Source organism: Mesobacillus sp. S13, assembly GCF_020422885.1.
Taxonomy (GTDB): domain Bacteria; phylum Bacillota; class Bacilli; order Bacillales; family Cytobacillaceae; genus Mesobacillus; species Mesobacillus selenatarsenatis_A.
This window is the reverse complement of the sequence record NZ_CP084622.1, coordinates 1,482,161-1,501,548: the sequence shown is the minus strand read 5'-3', so window position 1 is coordinate 1,501,548 and position 19,388 is coordinate 1,482,161. Positions and strand designations below refer to the sequence as shown.

Here is a 19,388-nt window from a genome sequence, read left to right as displayed (position 1 = left end):
AAAAAGCATCAGACTGATGCTTTTTCAATTTTGTGAGGCGGTAAGTGCATCACCCGGCGGGCGCTTCCCTCGTTTCAAGTCATTGATCGTTAGGCCAAAACGCATCTCTAAATGAGGATAATCCTTAAAGTGTTTCCAGTCTCCCCCCCACGTAAATCCAAGTTCCTTGGCCATTTCCACCACTTCCATCCAATCGGACTTTCCATTTTCATTCCCGTCATAAGCAGTGTCCCACAGGGCCTTTCCTTGTTTATTCAATAAAGCGAAATCAATTGCCAAACCGAAATTATGGTACGACTCTCCTGCTTTTGCATGAGTGACTATTTGGCCTTCTGTCGTTCTACCCTTGTCATATAACTGATTCTGTTCTTCAAAACTGCGGAACCCATCAGTCACCAAGACTCGAATTCCTTTCTCTGCTGCCGTCTGGACCAGAACATCCTTGTTCTTCTCGACCACTGGATGCAACCCCTGAGGCAATGGTACATTTTCATTCAATTCAGGTTTTGTAAGGAATTGATAATATAGGAGGAGCGCAGCAGAAATGAGCAGAAACGTGATGGATGCGTTCCCAAATAGCTTTTTTTTCACCATTAAAATTCCTTTCAGCTTTTCTTCTAATCTATTATATTACGAATTTCCTGCATAAATGGTTTCATGGAAGGTTTTTGAAATCAATAAAACCTGGCAATTAAACTTGCCAGGCAGAATTTTTTGATCACGTAACTATTCGAATGTGTACCTTTTTAAAATCCGATCAGCGATCAGATTGTAGCCTTTGTCATTTAAATGGAGAGAGTCACTGAAGTACTGTGATTTATCTTTTCCTTTGAAAAGGTCATTGGTTGGGATGAACACGACCTGTTTTTCATTTTCAGCCACTTTCATGATTTTCTTATTCCAATCATCAATTACCACTTCAATAGCCCTGCTGTCAGGGTAAGGATTATATAGGCCCAGCAGCAAGATCGGTGCCTTCTCGTTTTTATCCGTCAAGATATTGAGGATGACATCAAGATTTTTTAAATAAACTGCCTGCCCTTTCTTTATTTTTTCGTGTTTCAGATTCTCTAAATTCTCGCCATTGCTATTGATTAAATCATTCGTGCCGATAAAAAGGACAAAATAATCTGCTTCATCCAATTTTTCTCTTATACTTATGTCCGATAATTGGCTGAGGATTCCTGAGGATTCAAGCCCATAAATAGCTTCATTATCAAATTTGTAATTTTCCTTATTATGGCTGTTCAAGCTGGATTGCAGGGTATCGATATAACCGGAACCTTTCTGGTCTCCATATCCATAAGTGAGTGAATCGCCGAATGCTAAAACCAGCCTGTCTTCTTTCTCTTTTTCAGGATGGAGAATACTGAAAGCAGACAGCAAGATGAATATTACGATAAACGAGGACATTAGTAATGTATTTTTCTTCATGATGTGCTCCTACTCTAATTCTTTATCCCTTTTTACCCTGCATGAGTTGAACACGAAACATGAAGAATTCACCAATAAACTTCCTCTTGCTTATCCTTCACTATCGTGTTATATTTATCAAGCGATGAGCTGAATTGTGTAAGCCGACAGACACTCCTTTATGGAAATGCACGATGTGGCGTGCAGTCAGTCGCCTCAATACGCAGAAAAGACGCCTTTTGGGCGTCTTTTCTTATTATTCCAGGATTTTATTTTCGATCCTTATAATCGTCACGGTACATACTTGATGGATTGTTATAGCCATCACGGTCTAAATCTGAATTGTTCTTGAGTGAATCGCGATTGCCATCAAGGTCTGCTTCATTGACGATACGATCGTCATCAGCTTCCATATGAGCTTCTTCGTGTTTAACACTTTCCACAACTTGTTCGGTATCTGTCACTTCTCGCTTGCCGATGACAAGTTCTTCAGAAACAACCGGTTTCTTTGTAACCTCTACCTTCTCTTCCATGATTGGTACACGGATTGTTTCGTCGTCATCCATCGCAGCATCCGTACCTGACGCAGTCTCATTCACCTCGCGTCTTTCCACGTAAACTTCCTCACGTGTGACCGGGATGTTAACCTTCTGCTGTTCTTCGACTACTTCCTTGTGTACTTCTACTTCACCTGCCTGGACTCTTTCCTTTGAAACATCCAATTGTTCTTCCCTTAACTCCAACCTTTGTTCATCATTGCTGTAAGAATTACTTTCAAGGTTGTTTCGATCATAATTGTCTGTTTCGTAATTTCCTTGTACACCAGTACCTGTTACGGATGTGTCGGTAACATACCCAGTATCCTCTACATCTAGTCCAGAACCAGTTGTTTCAGCCAAGAGAATGATTCGTCCATTTCGGACATCCTCTTCATATTCTCTTGCAGCATCATCTGTTAATCCGACTCCCACTAAACGGTCAGTAATGGAAGGCTCATTGCCACCCAGATTTCTGTCCGCGTCAAAGGCTGTCATCAGGCTTTGCCAAAAACCGCCTTCCCTGTGGTCCTCTGTATCAGAACTAATATTTTCTGTTGTTACACCCGTTCTGCTTTGAAGTGCAGTGGTAACATCATTCGTATCTCCGATGATTGAGAAATCCTGAACGGCATAGCCGTTGTTTTTATATTCTTCAATTGCTTCTATCAGTTCTGTTTGATTATCATATACTCCAACTACTTTTTTAGCCATTTCAAATTCCTCCATTCATTTTATCGTTCATCCGGTTGCACCGGTAGTGTATTCTTACCCGCCATGGACAGGGCTTCAAACTATCCTAGGCTTTCCAATATTAGCCACAATAACCATGCAAAAAAAAAGCCGAATTTAGTCCGGCTTTTCCTCTTCGTCCATTTTCATTACTTCTAGATAGGCAATATGATACTCATCGATTTCGATAATCTTGAATACATAACCTTCCTCTTCAATTTCATCACCAATTTGGGCATCAATATTCTTAGTCATGAACCATCCGCCTATGGTATCGACGTCTTCTTCCGATATATGGATGCCTAATAGGTCATTGACTTCGTCGATCAGTACTCTGGAACTGAATAGATAATGGTTTTCTTTCACTTTTCTGATCTCAGCAATTTCATCAACATCAAACTCATCGCGGATGTCTCCAACAATTTCTTCTATTATATCCTCTACAGTTACCAGTCCAGAGGTTCCGCCATATTCATCAATCAAGATGGCCATATGGATACGTTCCTTCTGCATTTTAACAAGCAAATCATGAATAGGGATTGTTTCAATTACTCGAATGACAGGTTTAATGAATGAAGACAGAATCGATTCTTTTTTGAGATCCTTTTGTGTTAATTTTGCAGTTAGGATTTCCTTGATATTGATCATCCCAACAATATTATCCTTCTCTCCATCAATTACTGGATAACGTGTATATTTCTCTTTTTGAATTACATCGATAATCGTTTCAATATCATCTGAAATATCAAAGGTAACAATTTCAGTCCTGGGCACCATAATTTCTTTGGCAATTCGTTCATCAAACTCAAATATATTGTTCACATAGTTCAGTTCATTTTGATTGATTTCTCCACTTTCATAACTCTCCGATAGAAGAATCCGCAGCTCTTCTTCAGAATGGGCGATTTCATGCTCAGAAGCAGACTTTAACCCAAACAGCCCGACAAGAAGTCTTGCTGAACCATTTAATAACCATATAAAAGGGTACATAATTTTATAAAACCAGATGATTGGTTTGGAAAAAGCAAGGGTGATGGCTTCAGCTTTTTGAATTGCGACCGTTTTTGGAGCCAGTTCCCCAACTACTACATGCAAAAAAGTGATAGAAACAAAGGCGATTCCGAACGACAATATTCCAGCTAAGGACGAATTTAAATGAAAGTTTTCAAAAACAGGATGAAGCATTTCTTCAACCGTCGGCTCCCCCAGCCACCCAAGGCCTAAAGCTGTAATGGTAATGCCGAGCTGGCAGGCAGAAAGATATTCATCGAGATGAGTGACGACATGCTTTGCCGATTGCGCTCCTTTCCTTCCCTCAGAAATCAGCTGGTCAATTCTTGAACTCCTGACTTTAACGATGGCAAACTCTGTCGCTACGAAAAAACCAGTCAATGCGATCAATAAAACCACTAAAAGCAAATTAGTAATTATCAATGGGCAAGCCCTACAACAGTAAGGCAGTCACCTCCTAAAAACATTTCCTGCATTTAAAATGGAATGATGTGCAAAAGGATATTCCTTTATTACCTTTTGGCCATTTTTTAAATTATACCCTTATACTAAACAGCTAACGCATAATAGAGAAAAAACGTGAATCAAACCGTTTTTATTATTGGTCATCAGACAAAAATTTATTTTGAATAAAAGCTGCTTCCTGCCACGACTACACTTAAAGTTTTCAGGCAATTCCTCAAGAAAAACCGATGGACAATATTTTCGGTCTTAGAAACAGATGTGTGCCATCCTCCGTTCTACTGCATTTAAATAAAAAGAAACAATTAATTCTCATCCATTTAGCTTAACTAATTTTGAAAATTGCCGAAAATAACAATAATGTGAGAACAAAATCCTAGCTTTCGATTTTTAAAAGGTGAATGAGATTTTGTTCGTGATTAATATTTAACGCCTACGAAGATCAGAGGGAGTGGACAAATTGCTTTTCAAAAAGAAAAAAAACATGGGGAAGATTCCTGAACCTAAAAAGAAAACGAGCAGAAAATACTTCAAAAGAAATATGAGCCTAAAAATAAAGATCGTATCTTTAAGCATCATATCGATGCTGGTCCTTGCTTTGGCAACAACTGCTTATGCTCAATACACGATCAAATCAAGCAATCTAGAGTCGATGGAAGCTGAGTTGAATACAATTTCAAGCCTGTTATCGGACCAGGTTTCTGCAGGCAAGGCACAAACGATCATTGCGAACCCTTCAAAGAATAACCCTGGGACCACCTCAATGCAAAAACAAATGGACCAAATACTTAAGGAAAATCCGTTGATACATAATCTTTACTTAATCACGATGGATGGAAATCAATTCATCATCCCAACCATGAGCTCTAACATGATGACAAAGGATCTCACATACGGGTCGAGTTATTCTGGCGGAAATGAATTTAATAAAGCCGCACTTGAAGCGTTTAAGGAAAATAAACGGACAACGACTGACATATACAAATCGCAAAACGGAGAAAAAATGACTGGATTTGCGCCCATTACTGATATGTCCGGTAAAACGATCGCCTTGTATGGTGTCGAATTTGACGTTTCACAGGTAAATAAAAAAATCAATGCTGAGGTTGCCGGGATTTGGATCCTCTCCCTCATCATCCTGGGACTCTCTAGCGCCGCGATGTATTTCCTTGTGTCAAGGCTCATCAAACCGCTTAATAAAATCAAGGTACTGACAGCAAACATCGCGAAAGGTGACTTGTCACAGGAAGATATTATCGTCAAATCAAGGGATGAAGTCGGAGCACTGGCTGACAGTATCAATACGATGGCTGCATCACTTAGAACGCTGGTTTCCCAGGTACAGACAACTTCAAGCGAAGTTTCGAGTGAAACAGTTGGCTTAACCAAGGTAGCCTCGAGTTCAGTTGAAGCAATCAGGGAATTGACCTCAGCCAACCAGCAGGCGGCTGCCAGTACACAGGAACAGAACGCCAATATTGAAGAAATGCAGGCAACATTGGAAGAAATCAATGCAGGTATCGAAGAAATCAATGCTTCTGCACAGCAGGCAAGCTACATCGCAAAAAATTCAACACTTACATCCAAAGAAGGAACAGTAAGAATTGACGAGATGCTTGCTGGACTTGAAGGAGTGGATGAAAATACAAACCAGTTGGCTGAGATTATCACGATTCTGGAAAAGCAATCAGACAAAATCACACAATTCGTCAAGATCATCAATACCATTTCTGATCAGACCAACCTGCTGGCATTGAACGCAGCAATTGAAGCTGCCAGGGCTGGAGAACATGGAAAAGGATTTGCTGTAGTTGCTAACGAGGTCCGCAAGCTTGCAGAGGAAAGTGCAAAATCAGCTTCGACGATTATTTCCATCGTTAACGAGAATGTCCAAAATACTCGTACGGCAGTCAATTACATCACGAAGACGAGAGAAGCAGTGCAATATAATAAAGACCTTTCTGTAAAGGCAAAAGATACATTAAATCAAATATATGAAACAACACTGGAAATCGAGGATAACTCCAATAACATTGCAACTGCCATTGAGCAGCAGGTCATCGCATTTGAACAAATCACCAACTCTCTTGATACAGTCTCTCAGGCATCCCAGCAGATTGCTGCGGGTACCGGCCAGACAGATCAGTCCACACAGGAGCAACTCAGGATTGCTGAGAATGTAAACGAGAGTGCAAAAATCCTTCAACGCACAGCCTTGGAGTTAGAGAAATTGACAGGGAATTTTAAATTATTGTAAGAAAAGCGCAAGCGCCTTGGTCAGCCCCCATACGCGTTGGAGGGTTTGCCAATGAAGTCGCTCTTTGACTTCATTGGCAGGACCGAAACGTCTCGAGGAGTTAGGAGCCGCAGCTAGACAAACGTTTCGAGCTGCTCAAAGCTAAAGCTTCTCGCAAGATAATCGAGGAAGCAATCTCGGGGATGAAAACTGGCTAGGCGCTGGAGCTAGACACTAATCTTATCCAGGTACAATAGAAAAAAGGATGCCCGCGGGCATCCTTTTTACCTTTTTCTGAATCCTTCTTCTTCTAAATACTGTTTTGCCTCATTATACGAAAGGAATGTACCGTCAAGATTCAGGCCGGCATACACGTTCCACATTTCATCTTCATGAACAAGAATCAATGTATGGTTTTCTGAATTGACCCAACGCTCCTCCTCATTGTCCTCAATGATGGCAGATTCAACGGTACTGTTGGCTGACAGTGATTGAATCGATTGTTCAATGATGTTTTTCAATTCTTCCTCAGTAAAATCTCGGATATTTACCAAGCCCTTCGGATCGACATCATAGCCATCTAAAAACTCTCCATAGACAAAGCCATTTCCATTAGGATGAAGATGATACACAACATTTTTCTTGTCATAAATACTTTCCGCAAAATGAAAGTTCACACGGCCTAAAGAGACATTTTTCCGTTCGAGTTCAGGGAATGATTCAATGATTGCAAGTTTTTGTTCAAAAGTCAGCATAATTGCCTCCTGATTAATCCTATTTTTTCGATACTGTTCATTATAACATTTGATATCAGCTTAACAAAAAATTCACAAGCATTTTATATGTTACATAAAGTATATTTATTATATAATTAAGTTACGTAAGGAGTGATTTGATGAAGACGGTAAGTCCAATTAAATCGAAAAATAAGATTAAGCTCATGAAAGATTTCCTCGAAAATCACTCAACCAGGGATTTTTGTTTATTTTTACTTGGGATCAATACTGGAATCAAACTTCAAGATTTACTTAGCCTGCGTGTACACGATGTGTGCCAGCAGGACGGAAAAGTAGCAGATGTGCTTTCTATTCCTTCCTATAGCAATCCCCCTGTTTACTTAAATGCTCCTATCAGGAGTTCCCTTAAGAAGTATTTATCCGAAAATACTTTGATTGATTCAGACTATCTTTTTAAATCACGAAAAACTTCTAACCCTATTACACGGCAACAAGCCTACCGGATTATCAATGCCGCAGCAAAAAATGCCGGTATTGATGAACCGGTAGGTATGATCACCCTCAGAAAAACATTTGGCTACCATGCCTACTCCCAGGGCGTTGCCATTTCACTGATCCAAAAGAGACTCCAGCATGCCTCACCTTCCGAAACGAAGCACTTTATTGGAGTGGACGTGGAAGCAGTACCCGTTAAGATTGATATCAATTTATAAAGGGGGAGTTTTTATTGCCTGAACATGTAATTAGTACAGACTCTTTTATCCTGCTTTTAGCATTTTTATTCATTGTAGGAGTTTTAACCACGAGATTTTCAACCAGACTTGGGGTTCCTTCTTTGATTTTCTTTATCATGGTCGGTATGGTCATGGGCAGTGATGTTCTTGGCATCATATATTTTGATAATGCAGGACTGGCTCAGATGATCGGTGTTATCGCCCTAGTCATAATCCTGTTTGAAGGCGGCCTGCAGACTGATCTGAAAGATGTCAAGCCAGTCATTATCCCTTCTTTATCACTTGCAACGGTTGGGGTTCTAATCACCTCTGGAATTGTTGCCGTCGCTGCGAAAATGATTTTGGGGCTTGATTGGTTAGAAGCCATTTTATTTGGGGCAATTGTTGGCTCCACGGATGCCGCAGCTGTTTTTGCAGTCTTGAAAGGCCATAATATTTCACCAAAACTCGGTTCTACTCTCGAAGCAGAGTCTGGATCCAATGATCCGATGGCAGTATTCTTAACAGTAGCAATGATTGAACTTATTACGATTCCTGATGCTAGTATCCTAAAGTTGATTGGAGACTTCTTTTTGCAGATGGGACTTGGCCTGATACTTGGTGTGATTTTTGGAAAGGTCGCTGTCAAATCATTGAATTCGATAAACCTTGATTCCAGTGGCCTTTATCCGGTTTTCGCGACCGCATTTGCTTTGCTGACTTATGGAGTAACTACGTTCTTGAATGGAAGCGGTCTTTTGGCCGTATACATTGCGGCGATTACCATTGGAAACGCTGAGATTGCATATCGGCATTCTATTTTCCGTTTTACCGAAGGTTTCGCCTGGATGATGCAGATTCTAATGTTTGTCATTCTTGGACTCCTTGTCTTTCCATCTGAACTTTTCAATCTGGCTATTTTGATTCAGGGCATATTGATATCCGTGATCCTGATGATGGTGGCAAGACCTGCAGCTGTGTTTATTTCAACAATAAAAATGGATTACTCCCAAAAAGAGCGTATTTTCCTTTCATGGGCAGGATTAAAAGGTGCCGTCCCTATCATCCTCGCTACCTTCCCTTTACTAGCTGGAATTGAGGGCAGCCATCAAATCTTCAATGTTGTCTTCTTCGTCGTGCTGACAAGCGCACTGATCCAGGGGGCTACTATTCCAATGCTAGCTAATAAGCTGGGATTGAACGGTCCTAAGAAAACAATTCCAATGCAGTCACTTGAGCTGATTTCACTTGGAAAAGCAGATGCCGAGATGATTGAATATGAAATGGAAAGTGATAGTGCGATTGTCGGTAAAACGTTGATGGATATCCACTTTCCTGAAGGAACACTAGTGAATGCAATTATCCGCCACGGCAAACTGATTGCACCTACCGGCAATACTGTCATCATGGCAGGTGATTTCCTCTACATCCTTTCAGGGAGGAAGAATAAACCGAAACTGAAGAAGCTTTTGAAGGAAAAAGCAAAATATCAACAAGATACGCTAGATCTTAATTAAATGCGGATCGCTAACAGCAAACTAAAAACCAGTGAGAATCCTCACTGGTTTTTAATCATTTTAAGCTTAGTTTTTCCAAGAATATCGTCTGCATTTCTCTTAATATATGTTTATATTGGTAATCTTCAAGTATGGTAGCCTGCAATGTGGCCCCATTAACAATCGCCCAAAATATATCCGCATATGTCTGTGGATCAAGCTCTTTGTTGAATTCACCAGCTGTTTGACCTTCTTTAATGATCCCTGTCAGCAGTGAGACAAAGAAGTCCCTGTATCGTTCAGTCAACATCCCCTTTAACTTCGGGTTCCGTGTCGAGTACAATCTGAACTCGTAATGGACAATCGCATGTCCGATATTCTCTTCATCATTGGGGTCATTGTTCAAGTAGGCCTCAATCAGGTAATTGAGTTTTTCCAATGATGTCTCACGCTCCGCAATGGCTTTGGCAAATTTACTTCCTGAGTCATTTGTTTGACCTTCCATCAAAGCAAGATAAATTTCATCTTTACTTTTGAAGTAATTGTAAATTGCCCCCTTGCTCAGTCCGGAACGGGCCACAATATCATCAACTGTCGAAGCTTCAAATCCCTTTTCGGCAAAGCAAGCATGGGCACTCTGCAAGATTTCCTGACGCTTCTTTTCCTTATATTCCTCTGAAACAATTGGCGTCATTTGATTTACCCCATTTTTTCGCGATGATTAAAGTTTATATACCTTACTATACTTCTCTTCCAGGTACTGTACCAGATAATCCGCATTCAATTCTTCACCGGTAGCTTTGACGATCAGTTCATTTGGAGTATACAGCATTCCGTACTGATGGATATTTTCTTTCAACCATTCCTGAATCACTGCAAAATTTCCCTGCTCGATACTTTCATAGAAAGCTGGTACATCTTTCTTGATCTTATTCAAGATTTGTGCAGCATATAGATTTCCAAGAGAGTACGATGGGAAGTATCCCAGTCCTCCAAATGACCAGTGGATATCCTGAAGGACGCCTTCACTGTCAGTGGATGGTGTGATGCCGAGATAATCCTTCATTTTTTCGTTCCAGATTCCAGGCAGGTCCTTTGCCTCTATTTCCCCGGCAATCAATGCTTTCTCAATTTCATAGCGAACCATGATATGAAGATTATAGGTAAGCTCATCTGCCTCCACCCTGATGAAGGAAGGCTGGACAGCATTGGTGGCACGATAGAAATCGTCCAATTCCACATCCCCTAATTGTTCCGGAAAATGTACCTGCAGCTTCGGATAGAAGTACTTCCAGAATTCCTCGCTGCGTCCCACCATATTTTCCAGGAATCGGGATTGAGATTCATGAATACCAAATGAAGCACCTTCCTGTAAAACTGAATCCTGGAACTCTGGGTTGATATTTTGTTCATAAATACCATGTCCAGCTTCGTGAATTGTTCCAAATATAGCCGATCGGACATTATTTTCAAGATACCTGGTCGTAATCCTGACATCCCCTGTATTCACAGTTTGTGCAAATGGATGGACCGTTTCATCCAGCCTTCCTGCTTCCATATCAAAGCCGATTAGCGGCAAAATGTACCGATTGAATTCTTTCTGCTTCTCTACCGGATATGACTGCTCGAATATTTCGACTGACGGTTTGTCAGAAGACGCTTGAATTCTTTTTAGCAAATCAGTACTTGATTCTCGTAATTTACGAAACAATGGATCGAGCTTTTCAACTGTCAGACCAGGCTCAAATTCATCAAGGAGCGCATCATATGGATGGTTTTCATAACCGTAAATTTCTACGGCTTTCCTTTTAAAATCTACTATCTTCTCAAGGTACGGGAGATATCTATCAAAATCATTATTCTCCCTGGCTTCTTCCCAGGCATCATTCGCTTTTGATGTAAGCACTGAAAAATCTTTAATCATTTCAGCCGGAATCCTGTTTGAACGTTTATAAAAACTTAGCCGTTCTCGTACCTTTGCCTTTGCAGTATCATCAAGGTACTCCTCCGCTTCAGGTGTGCTGAGTGTACTTAGAAGCTCTCCCATTTCTTCTGATACAGTAAGCTTGAACGCTTCTGTTCTCAGTGTTCCGTTAGCATTTGCAAAAATGGAACGTCCTTTTTTTGGTGAGATGACCTTTTGATCCCAGCTTAACAAACCTAAAATACTATTAAAATGCGAAATCTTCTCATCTAATTCATTGAACTTTTTGAGCGCAGACTTGATTGATTGGTTCATTACCTTTGCTTCCATGCCAATCTCCCCACTTTCTGATTGAGTGAATTTCCCCCTGGAATTCTAGCTATTTTGCGTTGATAAGAAATTTAAATAAACTATCCAGTCGGTTTATTATAATTCATATTACAATATTTTTTCAATTATCACAAAATTATTAATAAAAATTTTAAAATCTTGCAACCTTTCATGAATTAACTACGTCAAAACAAAAAAGAAATTTTTTCCAAAGGAGATTGTATGAAAAAAATCATTCATTACCCATTTTTATTTCTGACCTCTATCGCAGGTCTTTTATTTTTCATGGCCTTCCCAAGGCTTTTTACCTTCCGGGAACCTGACAGTGAACACCTTGGAGTCAATTTGTTATCCTTTTTAAAAGTAATCAGGGATACTGTCATGCAATTTTTCAAGCCTTCCAGCTGGCAATTTTTTGAGAGCTGGAACACCGAAAGTGTCATTGATCGCTATACATATTCTCTTGAACTTATTTTCTTCAGTCTGTTGTTCACTATTTTCATAGGAAGTATGATTGCTTATTTATTTATGAATCTTCCGTATAAATACCGTTTAAGAGTGAAGAATGTCCTGAACTTTTTTGAAGGGCTTCCGGATTTGCTGGTCATTTTCATGATTCAACTGTTTTTGTTCATGCTCTACAGAGAGTTCCAGATCCGCCTTGTCACCATGTACGGACTGGCAGGCAAAGAACCAATCATCTTCCCAATGATCATTAACTCTCTCCTTCCGTCGTTATTTTTCGCTCAATACTTGATCAAGGTTATGGAAGAAGAATTCGAAAAACATTATATACTCCTTGGCCAGGCAAAAGGGTTATCTAGACTGCATCTGCTTTTTTCGCATTTAACCAGGAATATCGTTCCGGTTGTCTCGATCCATTTTAAGACCATTATCTTTATGGTTTTAACCACCCTTGTACTAGTTGAACATATGTTTGTCCTAGATGGATACATAAAGGAGCTCAATAAACTGCTTCAGATGCGAAGCACATCACCAGTAAGCATCTTTTATTACGTGGGAGTTTTCATGCTTCCTGTCATTATTGTTGAAAGAATCGTTTCATTGATTGGTAAAAAGTTCGGAAGCGTGCGGGGGCTGGATATATGAGAAGAAGATTAAAGAGAATTTTACCGACTGGAATATTGTCTGTTGACAATAAAGCAGGCGCTAATACCCCAAAAGCAAAAATAGGATTATTCCTTTATATGAAGGCTCTTTTAAGGATGATCGTGAAAATAAGTTCCTATATCAACCATCATAAACATCGTAATATCATGGTTGGTTCAGCACTACTTCTCACCTTATTCTTGATTAGCTGGAATACAGAACTGATGCCTGAGAGTAATGAGCCGCTGATTTTTGATGAGGATGGGAAATTTGTCGCGGCACCGCCAGCTCCCCCTTCACTGACCTTCCCGCTCGGGACAGATTTGGGCGCAAGAAGCATGGTTAACTTGGTGCTCGTAGGAGTTAAGTATACTCTCGGTGCTGTAATGGGGATAACACTTGCTCGATTATTGATTGGGACCTTACTGGCACTTGTAACAAAGTTACTGTATCCGAGCTTTAGACGATATTTCTTAGCTTTCTTTTGGCCATTCCGGTATATTCCCCAATTGCTCGTAGGGATTATTTTGATGCTTCCGGTAGCTTCATTCCCAACCGGTATTTCAGCAATGGTCATACTGGAATATCAATTGATCATCATGCTGCTGGTCGGACTTCCCGGCGTCTATAATTACATTCTTGATATGATGGATGAAATTGAGAAACAGCCTTATGTGCTAAGCTCAACACTGATGGGAGCAAGCAAATTTCACATGTTGAAAAAGCATGTATGGCCGAACGTCAAATCTCATTTTCTTTTATTGACAACACAGCAAATTTTATCAATATTGCAGCTGTTGACGTTTCTAGGAATCTTTTCATTGTATTTAGGCGGGCCACATCCGACTCCTTTGACTGATACACCACGAATGATTTACCGTTCGATTACCAACGAGCTTGCCGGTATGACGGGACAAAACTTCTGGCTGATCCGAAGAGCCCCGTGGATGGCTTACAGTCCGATGTTAATCATTGCTTTTATTGCCATCATCGTAAACTGGATGAAAAAAGGGATTGAGGACAATTTAGCCGGAGTCGTACCTGTAAAAAATAGGGTGAAAGCAGCAGCTGAGCAGGTTGTAAAAACAAACACCCGCAAATCCAAAAATTTTGTGCTAATAGGCGTCCCCGAACAAGCTAAGGAAGAGTATGAAAAGAAGAAATATATTAGTGACTTGATGAGAGAAAAACTCACGATGGTCCGCAGGTATTTGAACCGCTATAGAGTTTATCGATTCATTGACAAGCTAGTCCTAAGGGCTTCTGAACGTATCTCGGAATACCCGAAGCCTGCATTTACCGCATTATTGACAGTAGCCTTCGTGCTTTGGGCGGGTGTATTTTCGTATGCGGAGTTTTTCGCAGAGGATCATCCGAAGAAAGAGGAAAAAAGTGTCGGTGCATCAACTGAACCCAAAGAGGCTAAAGACTTATTTAGTTACAGCTTTACCAATAAGGAGCATGAGCCGGTCAATTATAAGGCCGAATTGACCTATCTGGATGCTGATGCCACATTGCAGGGAAAACTGCATGTCACAACAACCAATACGACTGGTGCCAACCAGGATAAAATCTATTTCCACCTGTACCCTAACCAGTTTAAGGAACCGATTGATGGGCCGGAATGGGAATTTGTCAGAGGCCCTTCACCGACACCTGGCTGGATTGAGATTGAAGACATCAAAGTGAATAATCAGGAAGCAGATTTTAAAGTCGAAGGCACCATATTAGAAATACAAATGGATGAGTGGAAAGCCAAGTCTGCGGCTGAACTGGACATTCAATTCAACTTTCAGCTCCCTTCGAATTACAGCAATTCAAGCTATGATTATGCTGCAGTATGGCTTGGCAGTTTCCTGCCAATACAGGCCGTACATGATAAAAACGGCTGGAATCTGGATCCGTATTCACCTTTTGGATTTCCTTTTTATAGTGAAACAGCTAACTATGATGTAGCCATTAACGCCCCTGCTAAATACGAGATTCTTTCGAATGCAGAAGAAGCAAATGCAACAACAGAAATCGAAGGTGAAAACAAGAAATATAGCGCGAAGGTAGAGGGTGTCCGCGATTTTTCTATCGTCTTATTGGATACTCAGTATTATCAAACGGAAAGATTCATGACCAGTAATGAAACACTTGTGAATGTTTGGTACCGCCCTGCCATTGATAAACAAGAAACAGCAAACAGAAATGCAATGGGCGCCGGTCAATCGATCGATTATTTTGAGGAGTTTTTTGATTCAACTTTACCTTATAAAGAACTGGATATCATCCGTACCGGGGAAGGCAACCCACAAATGGCTTACCAGGGGATGATTTTCTCAGCTGGATATAATTTTTCTGATAACAGCTATACATCACTAAGCATGACTGATGGCGTGATTCGTCAATGGCTTTCAGGTTTGGTCGGCAGCCAAGGATATAAAGAACCGTGGGTAAACGAAAGTCTCGTGAGCTATTCCCTGAAAACTTATATGGGTGAAAAAGGCTACATGGCCAGAAGCTCTGCAGAAGAACAAATGAAACAACAAGAAGAAATCGCCAGAATCCAAAAAGAAGGCCAGTATTTAAGCAGCCCATTAAGCGATTATAAAAATATCAATGACTACGCCGTCATGATGGGTATACAAGGGTACAATATGTATGCTGAACTGGACTATTTAGTGAAGGCCGGAAAAGTAAACAAAGCTATGAAAACATATGTCCACGACTATACAAATAAAAACGCATCTGGACACGATGTAATCACACTCTTTGAAAAAGCAGGCCACCCACAGGCAAAAGGATATTTCAAGGGATGGCTGAAACCTGAGGTAAAAGAATAGTGTTTGTGTTCGCCTGAGCTTGTTTTAGTGAGTTCAGGCGATTTTATTGTAATGCAACTGGAAAAAACGAGTGATTTTTTCCAGTTCGCTATAAAACCGAAAAAGTCGCTATAAAACAAAAAAACTCGCTATAAAAATCAAAAAGTCGCTATATAATTGTAAAAGTCGCTATATTATCGAATATGTCGCTATAAAAAATTGTTTTCGGATATAAAAATAACATTTTCTCTATTAAATGGATTTTCATCACTATATAATAGTACCTTCTCAATTAAAAACCCGCCTGAAATCGGTGTCCAGGCGGGTTTCCCTTCTATTCTTCCTGTTTTATCACAGCTTCAATCCTATTTTCGGTCTTAGTATCACGAATTTCATCTGTCAATGCATCAATACTGTGTCTTACATTCGCTTTTCCTGAGAAGTTTTCGATTAGGTCTTTGACATCGATTCCTGACGAAGCTTTTAAGGACTCTTGAAGTGTTGCCATTAAATTGGTGGCATAGCCCGTTACCTTGTTCGCTCCGCCATTAGAGTCACTTCCTCCTGTGTCGACAACAGTGATCTTGTCAATGTTTCCAAGTGGCGCTGCAACTTGCTTCGCGTATTCAGGAAGCATTTTCAAAATCATGTCAAGGATTGCAGCCTGGCCGAACTGTTCGAATGCTTCAGCGATCTTCTCTTTTGCTTCTGCTTCTGCGAGACCTTTCAGGCGGATAATTTCAGCTTCTGATTCACCCTGAGCGCGCTCGGCTTCTGCTTTTGCCATACCATCCATACGGACTTTTTCTGCCTCCGCTTTAGCCATTGCTTCAATACGGTATTTATTTGCATCTGCTTCAGCGATTTGCTTCGCCTTATCAGCTGCTGCGGATTGTTCAACAGCATAGCGGTCAGCATCAGCCTTTTTCTTGACCTCGGAATCATACTGGCGTTCACGACGCAGAATTTCTTTTTCTTCGAGCTCGATTTGCTTTTGGCGCTCGATGATCTTTACTTGCATTTCCTGCTCTGTTACCTCTTGCTGAGCACGGGCATTTTCAAGGTCATATGCCTGGTCGGCACGTGCCTTGGCAATGTCTTGCTCACGGCGGAATTCCGCCATCTTAAGGCCATTGATTTTTTCAGCTTCGGCAATTTCAGTCGCCCGTTCAAACTCTGCCTTCTTCGCTTCTTTATCCGCTTCCGCTTTCTTGATGCGTGTTTCTTTTTCCGCATCAGCCGTCGCGATGTCCGCATCTCGTTTTACCTGGGCAATACGAGGTTTACCAAGGGAGTCAAGGTACCCGTTTTTATCACGGACATCCTTGATTGTGAATGAAACAATGATAAGTCCCATTTTTGCAAGATCCTGTGATGCAACACGCTGGACTTCCTGAGAGAACTTATCACGGTTCTTATAGATTTCTTCTACAGTCATCGATCCTAGAATGGAACGCAAATGCCCTTCTAAAACTTCCTTTGCTTCATTCTCCCGATCTTCTTTCGTTTTTCCAAGAAACTGCTCAGCAGCAGTTGCGATTTCACTGATGGATCCGCCAATCTTGATGATAGCCGTTCCATCCGCCATTACTGGCACGCCTTGCTCTGTGTAAACTTCCGGAGTGGTTACTTCAAGCTTGCTCGAGAGCAGGCTTAACGGGCGGGATTGCTGGAATACAGGGAAGATGAACGTACCGCCGCCTCGGATGATTTTTATTTTATTATTCGATTCATCCGTGTGCACATTCCGGCTTCCCAAGAAGCTGCCCGTAACAATCAAGGCTTCGTCAGGCCCAGCCGTTTTATATTTGGTGATGAAAACGGCAACCATTGCGATAACAAGGAAAACAACAAAACCAATAACAATAAACATAAGATCCATACCTTTTCCCCCTAAATATAAGTCTCTAACTCTTCGTACATCTTGACTTGCAGGACTCCATTTTCAATATCGATGATCAATACTTTTTTTCCATATGGAATTTCAGTTTTTGTGAAGCTGACAGCTGGCTTAGAGATGCGGCCGCTGATATTCTCAATCATGACCTCTCCATAGCCGTCGACCGGAATTCCAGTTATGACAGTCCCAATCCTCCCTCTTAAGTCACTCTCTTTATACACGAGAGACTCTTCAGCATTGGATAGTGGGATCAGCACAAATACATTCAGCAAAGTGACTAGAATAAGAGCAATAATTGCAGAAGCAGCAGCAATCAGAACGCTGTGCAGCTTTGTAAAAACTTCGCCTAAATACCCACCTGCTGAAAAAATCGCAACAAAGGAAAAAATTAAAGTTGGATTCACAAAAGGAATAGCTTCTGTCAGTCCCTCAAGGGCATCCCCAAAAAATAAATAAATGATTGTGACACCACCCGAAATGACCAACCCGTAAAAATAAATCGTTTCTAATGGTATGCCAAACAGCTCCATTTTTACTCACCCCTTGCTAAAATCGAACAAGCACCCTCCCTTATTCCATTTATTTCTTGATATGTAATACGATTGTCATGGGAATAGGTTTCAAAAATTTGTAGAAATTTCGTTATTTTCCTACCTGATAACAACTGAATAGCCTGATTTCCTTAAGAGGGAATCAGGCTTGATACTGACTACGCACGTTTTTCCAATTCCTTAACTGTTCTACTTGTTTCAACATTTTTTTCATCCTTAAAGGTTCCAAATAGAAAGTCGGCAAACGGTGTGCTGACTCCATACCAGAAGTTTTCATTCTTGTAGTGATGAAGTATATGGATTTGCTTTACCCAACGTCCAAATTTGGTCTTTGGCTTAATGGGACGATGGGCAACATAATGCTTCCATTCATAGACCAATAGCATCGTCATCAGACCGGTACCGAATGCTATGGACAGATTGAAGCTATTGGAAATAAAATATACGAGGTAAGACAGGACTAAAAAACCGGGAAGACTGTACCACAGTGGCAGGAAAAGAAGCTTTAGGTTGTTAGGATCAGCATGATGGTCATAGTGGATTCTTTTCATGAACCTCAGGAATAAAGGATTTTCCGGGGCCTTAATATGGAAAAAGAAACGGTGAGTAAAGTATTCGCTGAAAGCAAAGGCAATCATACCAATAAGGAAAAAGAAAATCATGAACCATGTAATACCCTTGAGTAGAGAAGTTCCGAATCCCGTAAGAATTAAAACAATTAGTATACTAATATCAGGAAAAAATATAAAATCCTTATATAACTTATTCAAATGCAAACCTCCTTTTTAATTCTTTAACTAATTATATTATTTTCTGATTATTCATTCAATATAAAAAAAGCACCCGCGGAGTACCACAGGCTTAAATTGAGTCATTTAACGACATGATTTTTTTCTATACTATAAATCTTTTTAATCATCCTAATCTGCCCTCGGTGGTTAATCTCATCTTCAAACACATGGAACCATTTAAAGTAATTGTTTCCTTGTTCGTTCCACCACCAGTTCGTCTGCTCAAACAGCCACTCGTCAGAAAGTGTCCGGAATTTATTGTACGTATCTTCCCGTGCAGCGTCGAGATCAGCCAGATAATGTTCCAGAGGAAACCCTTTGAATGCTGCCTTTCCTTTTCCCCCAAGTTCTAGGCCTGCCGAAAGGGCTTCTTCCTCTTCAGCAGTTGGATTCCTTCTCTCAAAAGTCACGATTTGATAGATTCTTTCTACCGCAACCATATGGGCAAGCAGCATGCCTATTGAATTTGCTTCATCATGAATTAGGAAATCCAGTTCCTCTTTTGTGAGGCCTTCTACTGCTTCAAGGGTAGTGGAACGTACATAATTCATCATAGACACCAGATGACCGAAAGTAGGTTTGAACCCTTCCTTCTGATCGATTAAAAACAGTTGAGATCTGTCTACTCCCATAATTCCC

At 40.6% G+C, this 19,388-nt stretch carries 16 protein-coding genes; 5 read left to right on the top strand and 11 right to left on the bottom strand.

The window, feature by feature from the left end; translation table 11 throughout:
• Positions 1–24: 24 nt before the first annotated feature.
• The 4 genes from LGO15_RS07495 to LGO15_RS07480 form a co-directional block, all read right to left on the bottom strand.
• A complete protein-coding gene (locus LGO15_RS07495) occupies positions 25–594 on the bottom strand; it encodes a M15 family metallopeptidase (protein ID WP_226087224.1) in 570 nt (189 codons plus the stop codon).
• A 132-nt stretch (positions 595–726) separates the two neighbouring features.
• The gene (locus tag LGO15_RS07490; RefSeq protein WP_226087223.1) at positions 727–1,434 is read right to left on the bottom strand and encodes a GDSL-type esterase/lipase family protein; all 708 of its coding nucleotides are present in this window, start codon (positions 1,432–1,434) and stop codon (positions 727–729) included.
• A gap of 248 nt (positions 1,435–1,682) precedes the next feature.
• A complete protein-coding gene (locus LGO15_RS07485; protein ID WP_226087222.1) occupies positions 1,683–2,663 on the bottom strand; it encodes a YsnF/AvaK domain-containing protein in 981 nt (326 codons plus the stop codon).
• Between the two features lie 135 nt (positions 2,664–2,798).
• Positions 2,799–4,115 (bottom strand): hemolysin family protein, encoded by a 1,317-nt coding sequence (locus tag LGO15_RS07480; RefSeq protein ID WP_226087221.1) that lies wholly within the window; start codon positions 4,113–4,115, stop codon positions 2,799–2,801.
• Positions 4,116–4,614: 499 nt separating this feature from the next.
• Between LGO15_RS07480 and LGO15_RS07475 the strand changes: the two genes are divergently transcribed.
• Positions 4,615–6,411, top strand: a complete 1,797-nt coding sequence (locus LGO15_RS07475; RefSeq protein WP_226087220.1) for a methyl-accepting chemotaxis protein — start codon at positions 4,615–4,617, stop codon at positions 6,409–6,411.
• Between the two features lie 263 nt (positions 6,412–6,674).
• On the opposite strand, the gene LGO15_RS07470 is transcribed toward LGO15_RS07475, so the two are convergent.
• Positions 6,675–7,145: a hypothetical protein gene (locus LGO15_RS07470; protein ID WP_226087219.1), complete on the bottom strand. Its 471-nt coding sequence runs from the start codon at positions 7,143–7,145 to the stop codon at positions 6,675–6,677.
• Positions 7,146–7,285: 140 nt separating this feature from the next.
• Here LGO15_RS07470 and LGO15_RS07465 point away from each other — a divergent pair, with 140 nt between their 5' ends.
• Positions 7,286–7,840 carry a tyrosine-type recombinase/integrase gene (locus LGO15_RS07465; RefSeq protein ID WP_226087218.1) on the top strand — a complete coding sequence of 185 codons (555 nt, stop codon included), beginning with the start codon at positions 7,286–7,288 and terminating at the stop codon, positions 7,838–7,840.
• A gap of 14 nt (positions 7,841–7,854) precedes the next feature.
• Positions 7,855–9,357, top strand: coding sequence for a potassium/proton antiporter (locus tag LGO15_RS07460; RefSeq protein WP_226087217.1), 1,503 nt, complete (start codon positions 7,855–7,857; stop codon positions 9,355–9,357).
• Between the two features lie 55 nt (positions 9,358–9,412).
• Here the strand turns inward: LGO15_RS07460 and LGO15_RS07455 are convergent, their stop codons facing one another.
• On the bottom strand, positions 9,413–10,030 hold the full coding sequence (locus tag LGO15_RS07455) for a TetR/AcrR family transcriptional regulator (RefSeq protein ID WP_167833756.1): 618 nt from the start codon (positions 10,028–10,030) through the stop codon (positions 9,413–9,415).
• A gap of 27 nt (positions 10,031–10,057) precedes the next feature.
• Complete coding sequence (locus LGO15_RS07450; protein ID WP_226087216.1) at positions 10,058–11,590, bottom strand: carboxypeptidase M32; 1,533 nt, start codon at positions 11,588–11,590, stop codon at positions 10,058–10,060.
• A gap of 222 nt (positions 11,591–11,812) precedes the next feature.
• On the opposite strand from LGO15_RS07450, the gene LGO15_RS07445 reads away from it, so the two are divergent.
• Together LGO15_RS07445 and LGO15_RS07440 are read left to right on the top strand one after the other, a co-directional pair.
• Positions 11,813–12,700 carry an ABC transporter permease subunit gene (locus tag LGO15_RS07445; RefSeq protein ID WP_167833758.1) on the top strand — a complete coding sequence of 296 codons (888 nt, stop codon included), beginning with the start codon at positions 11,813–11,815 and terminating at the stop codon, positions 12,698–12,700.
• Positions 12,697–15,528 (top strand): hypothetical protein, encoded by a 2,832-nt coding sequence (locus LGO15_RS07440; RefSeq protein WP_226087215.1) that lies wholly within the window; start codon positions 12,697–12,699, stop codon positions 15,526–15,528. The genes LGO15_RS07445 and LGO15_RS07440 overlap by 4 nt, the downstream gene beginning before the upstream one ends.
• Before the next feature lie 313 nt (positions 15,529–15,841).
• Here the strand turns inward: LGO15_RS07440 and LGO15_RS07435 are convergent, their stop codons facing one another.
• The 4 genes from LGO15_RS07435 to LGO15_RS07420 form a co-directional block, all read right to left on the bottom strand.
• Positions 15,842–17,389: a flotillin lipid rafts scaffold protein FloT gene (locus tag LGO15_RS07435; RefSeq protein ID WP_167833763.1), complete on the bottom strand. Its 1,548-nt coding sequence runs from the start codon at positions 17,387–17,389 to the stop codon at positions 15,842–15,844.
• A gap of 11 nt (positions 17,390–17,400) precedes the next feature.
• Positions 17,401–17,937, bottom strand: a complete 537-nt coding sequence (locus tag LGO15_RS07430; protein WP_226087214.1) for an NfeD family membrane protein — start codon at positions 17,935–17,937, stop codon at positions 17,401–17,403.
• A gap of 179 nt (positions 17,938–18,116) precedes the next feature.
• Complete coding sequence (locus tag LGO15_RS07425) at positions 18,117–18,728, bottom strand: sterol desaturase family protein (RefSeq protein ID WP_226087213.1); 612 nt, start codon at positions 18,726–18,728, stop codon at positions 18,117–18,119.
• Positions 18,729–18,829: 101 nt separating this feature from the next.
• A complete protein-coding gene (locus tag LGO15_RS07420; RefSeq protein WP_226087212.1) occupies positions 18,830–19,381 on the bottom strand; it encodes a DinB family protein in 552 nt (183 codons plus the stop codon).
• Positions 19,382–19,388 lie beyond the last annotated feature (7 nt).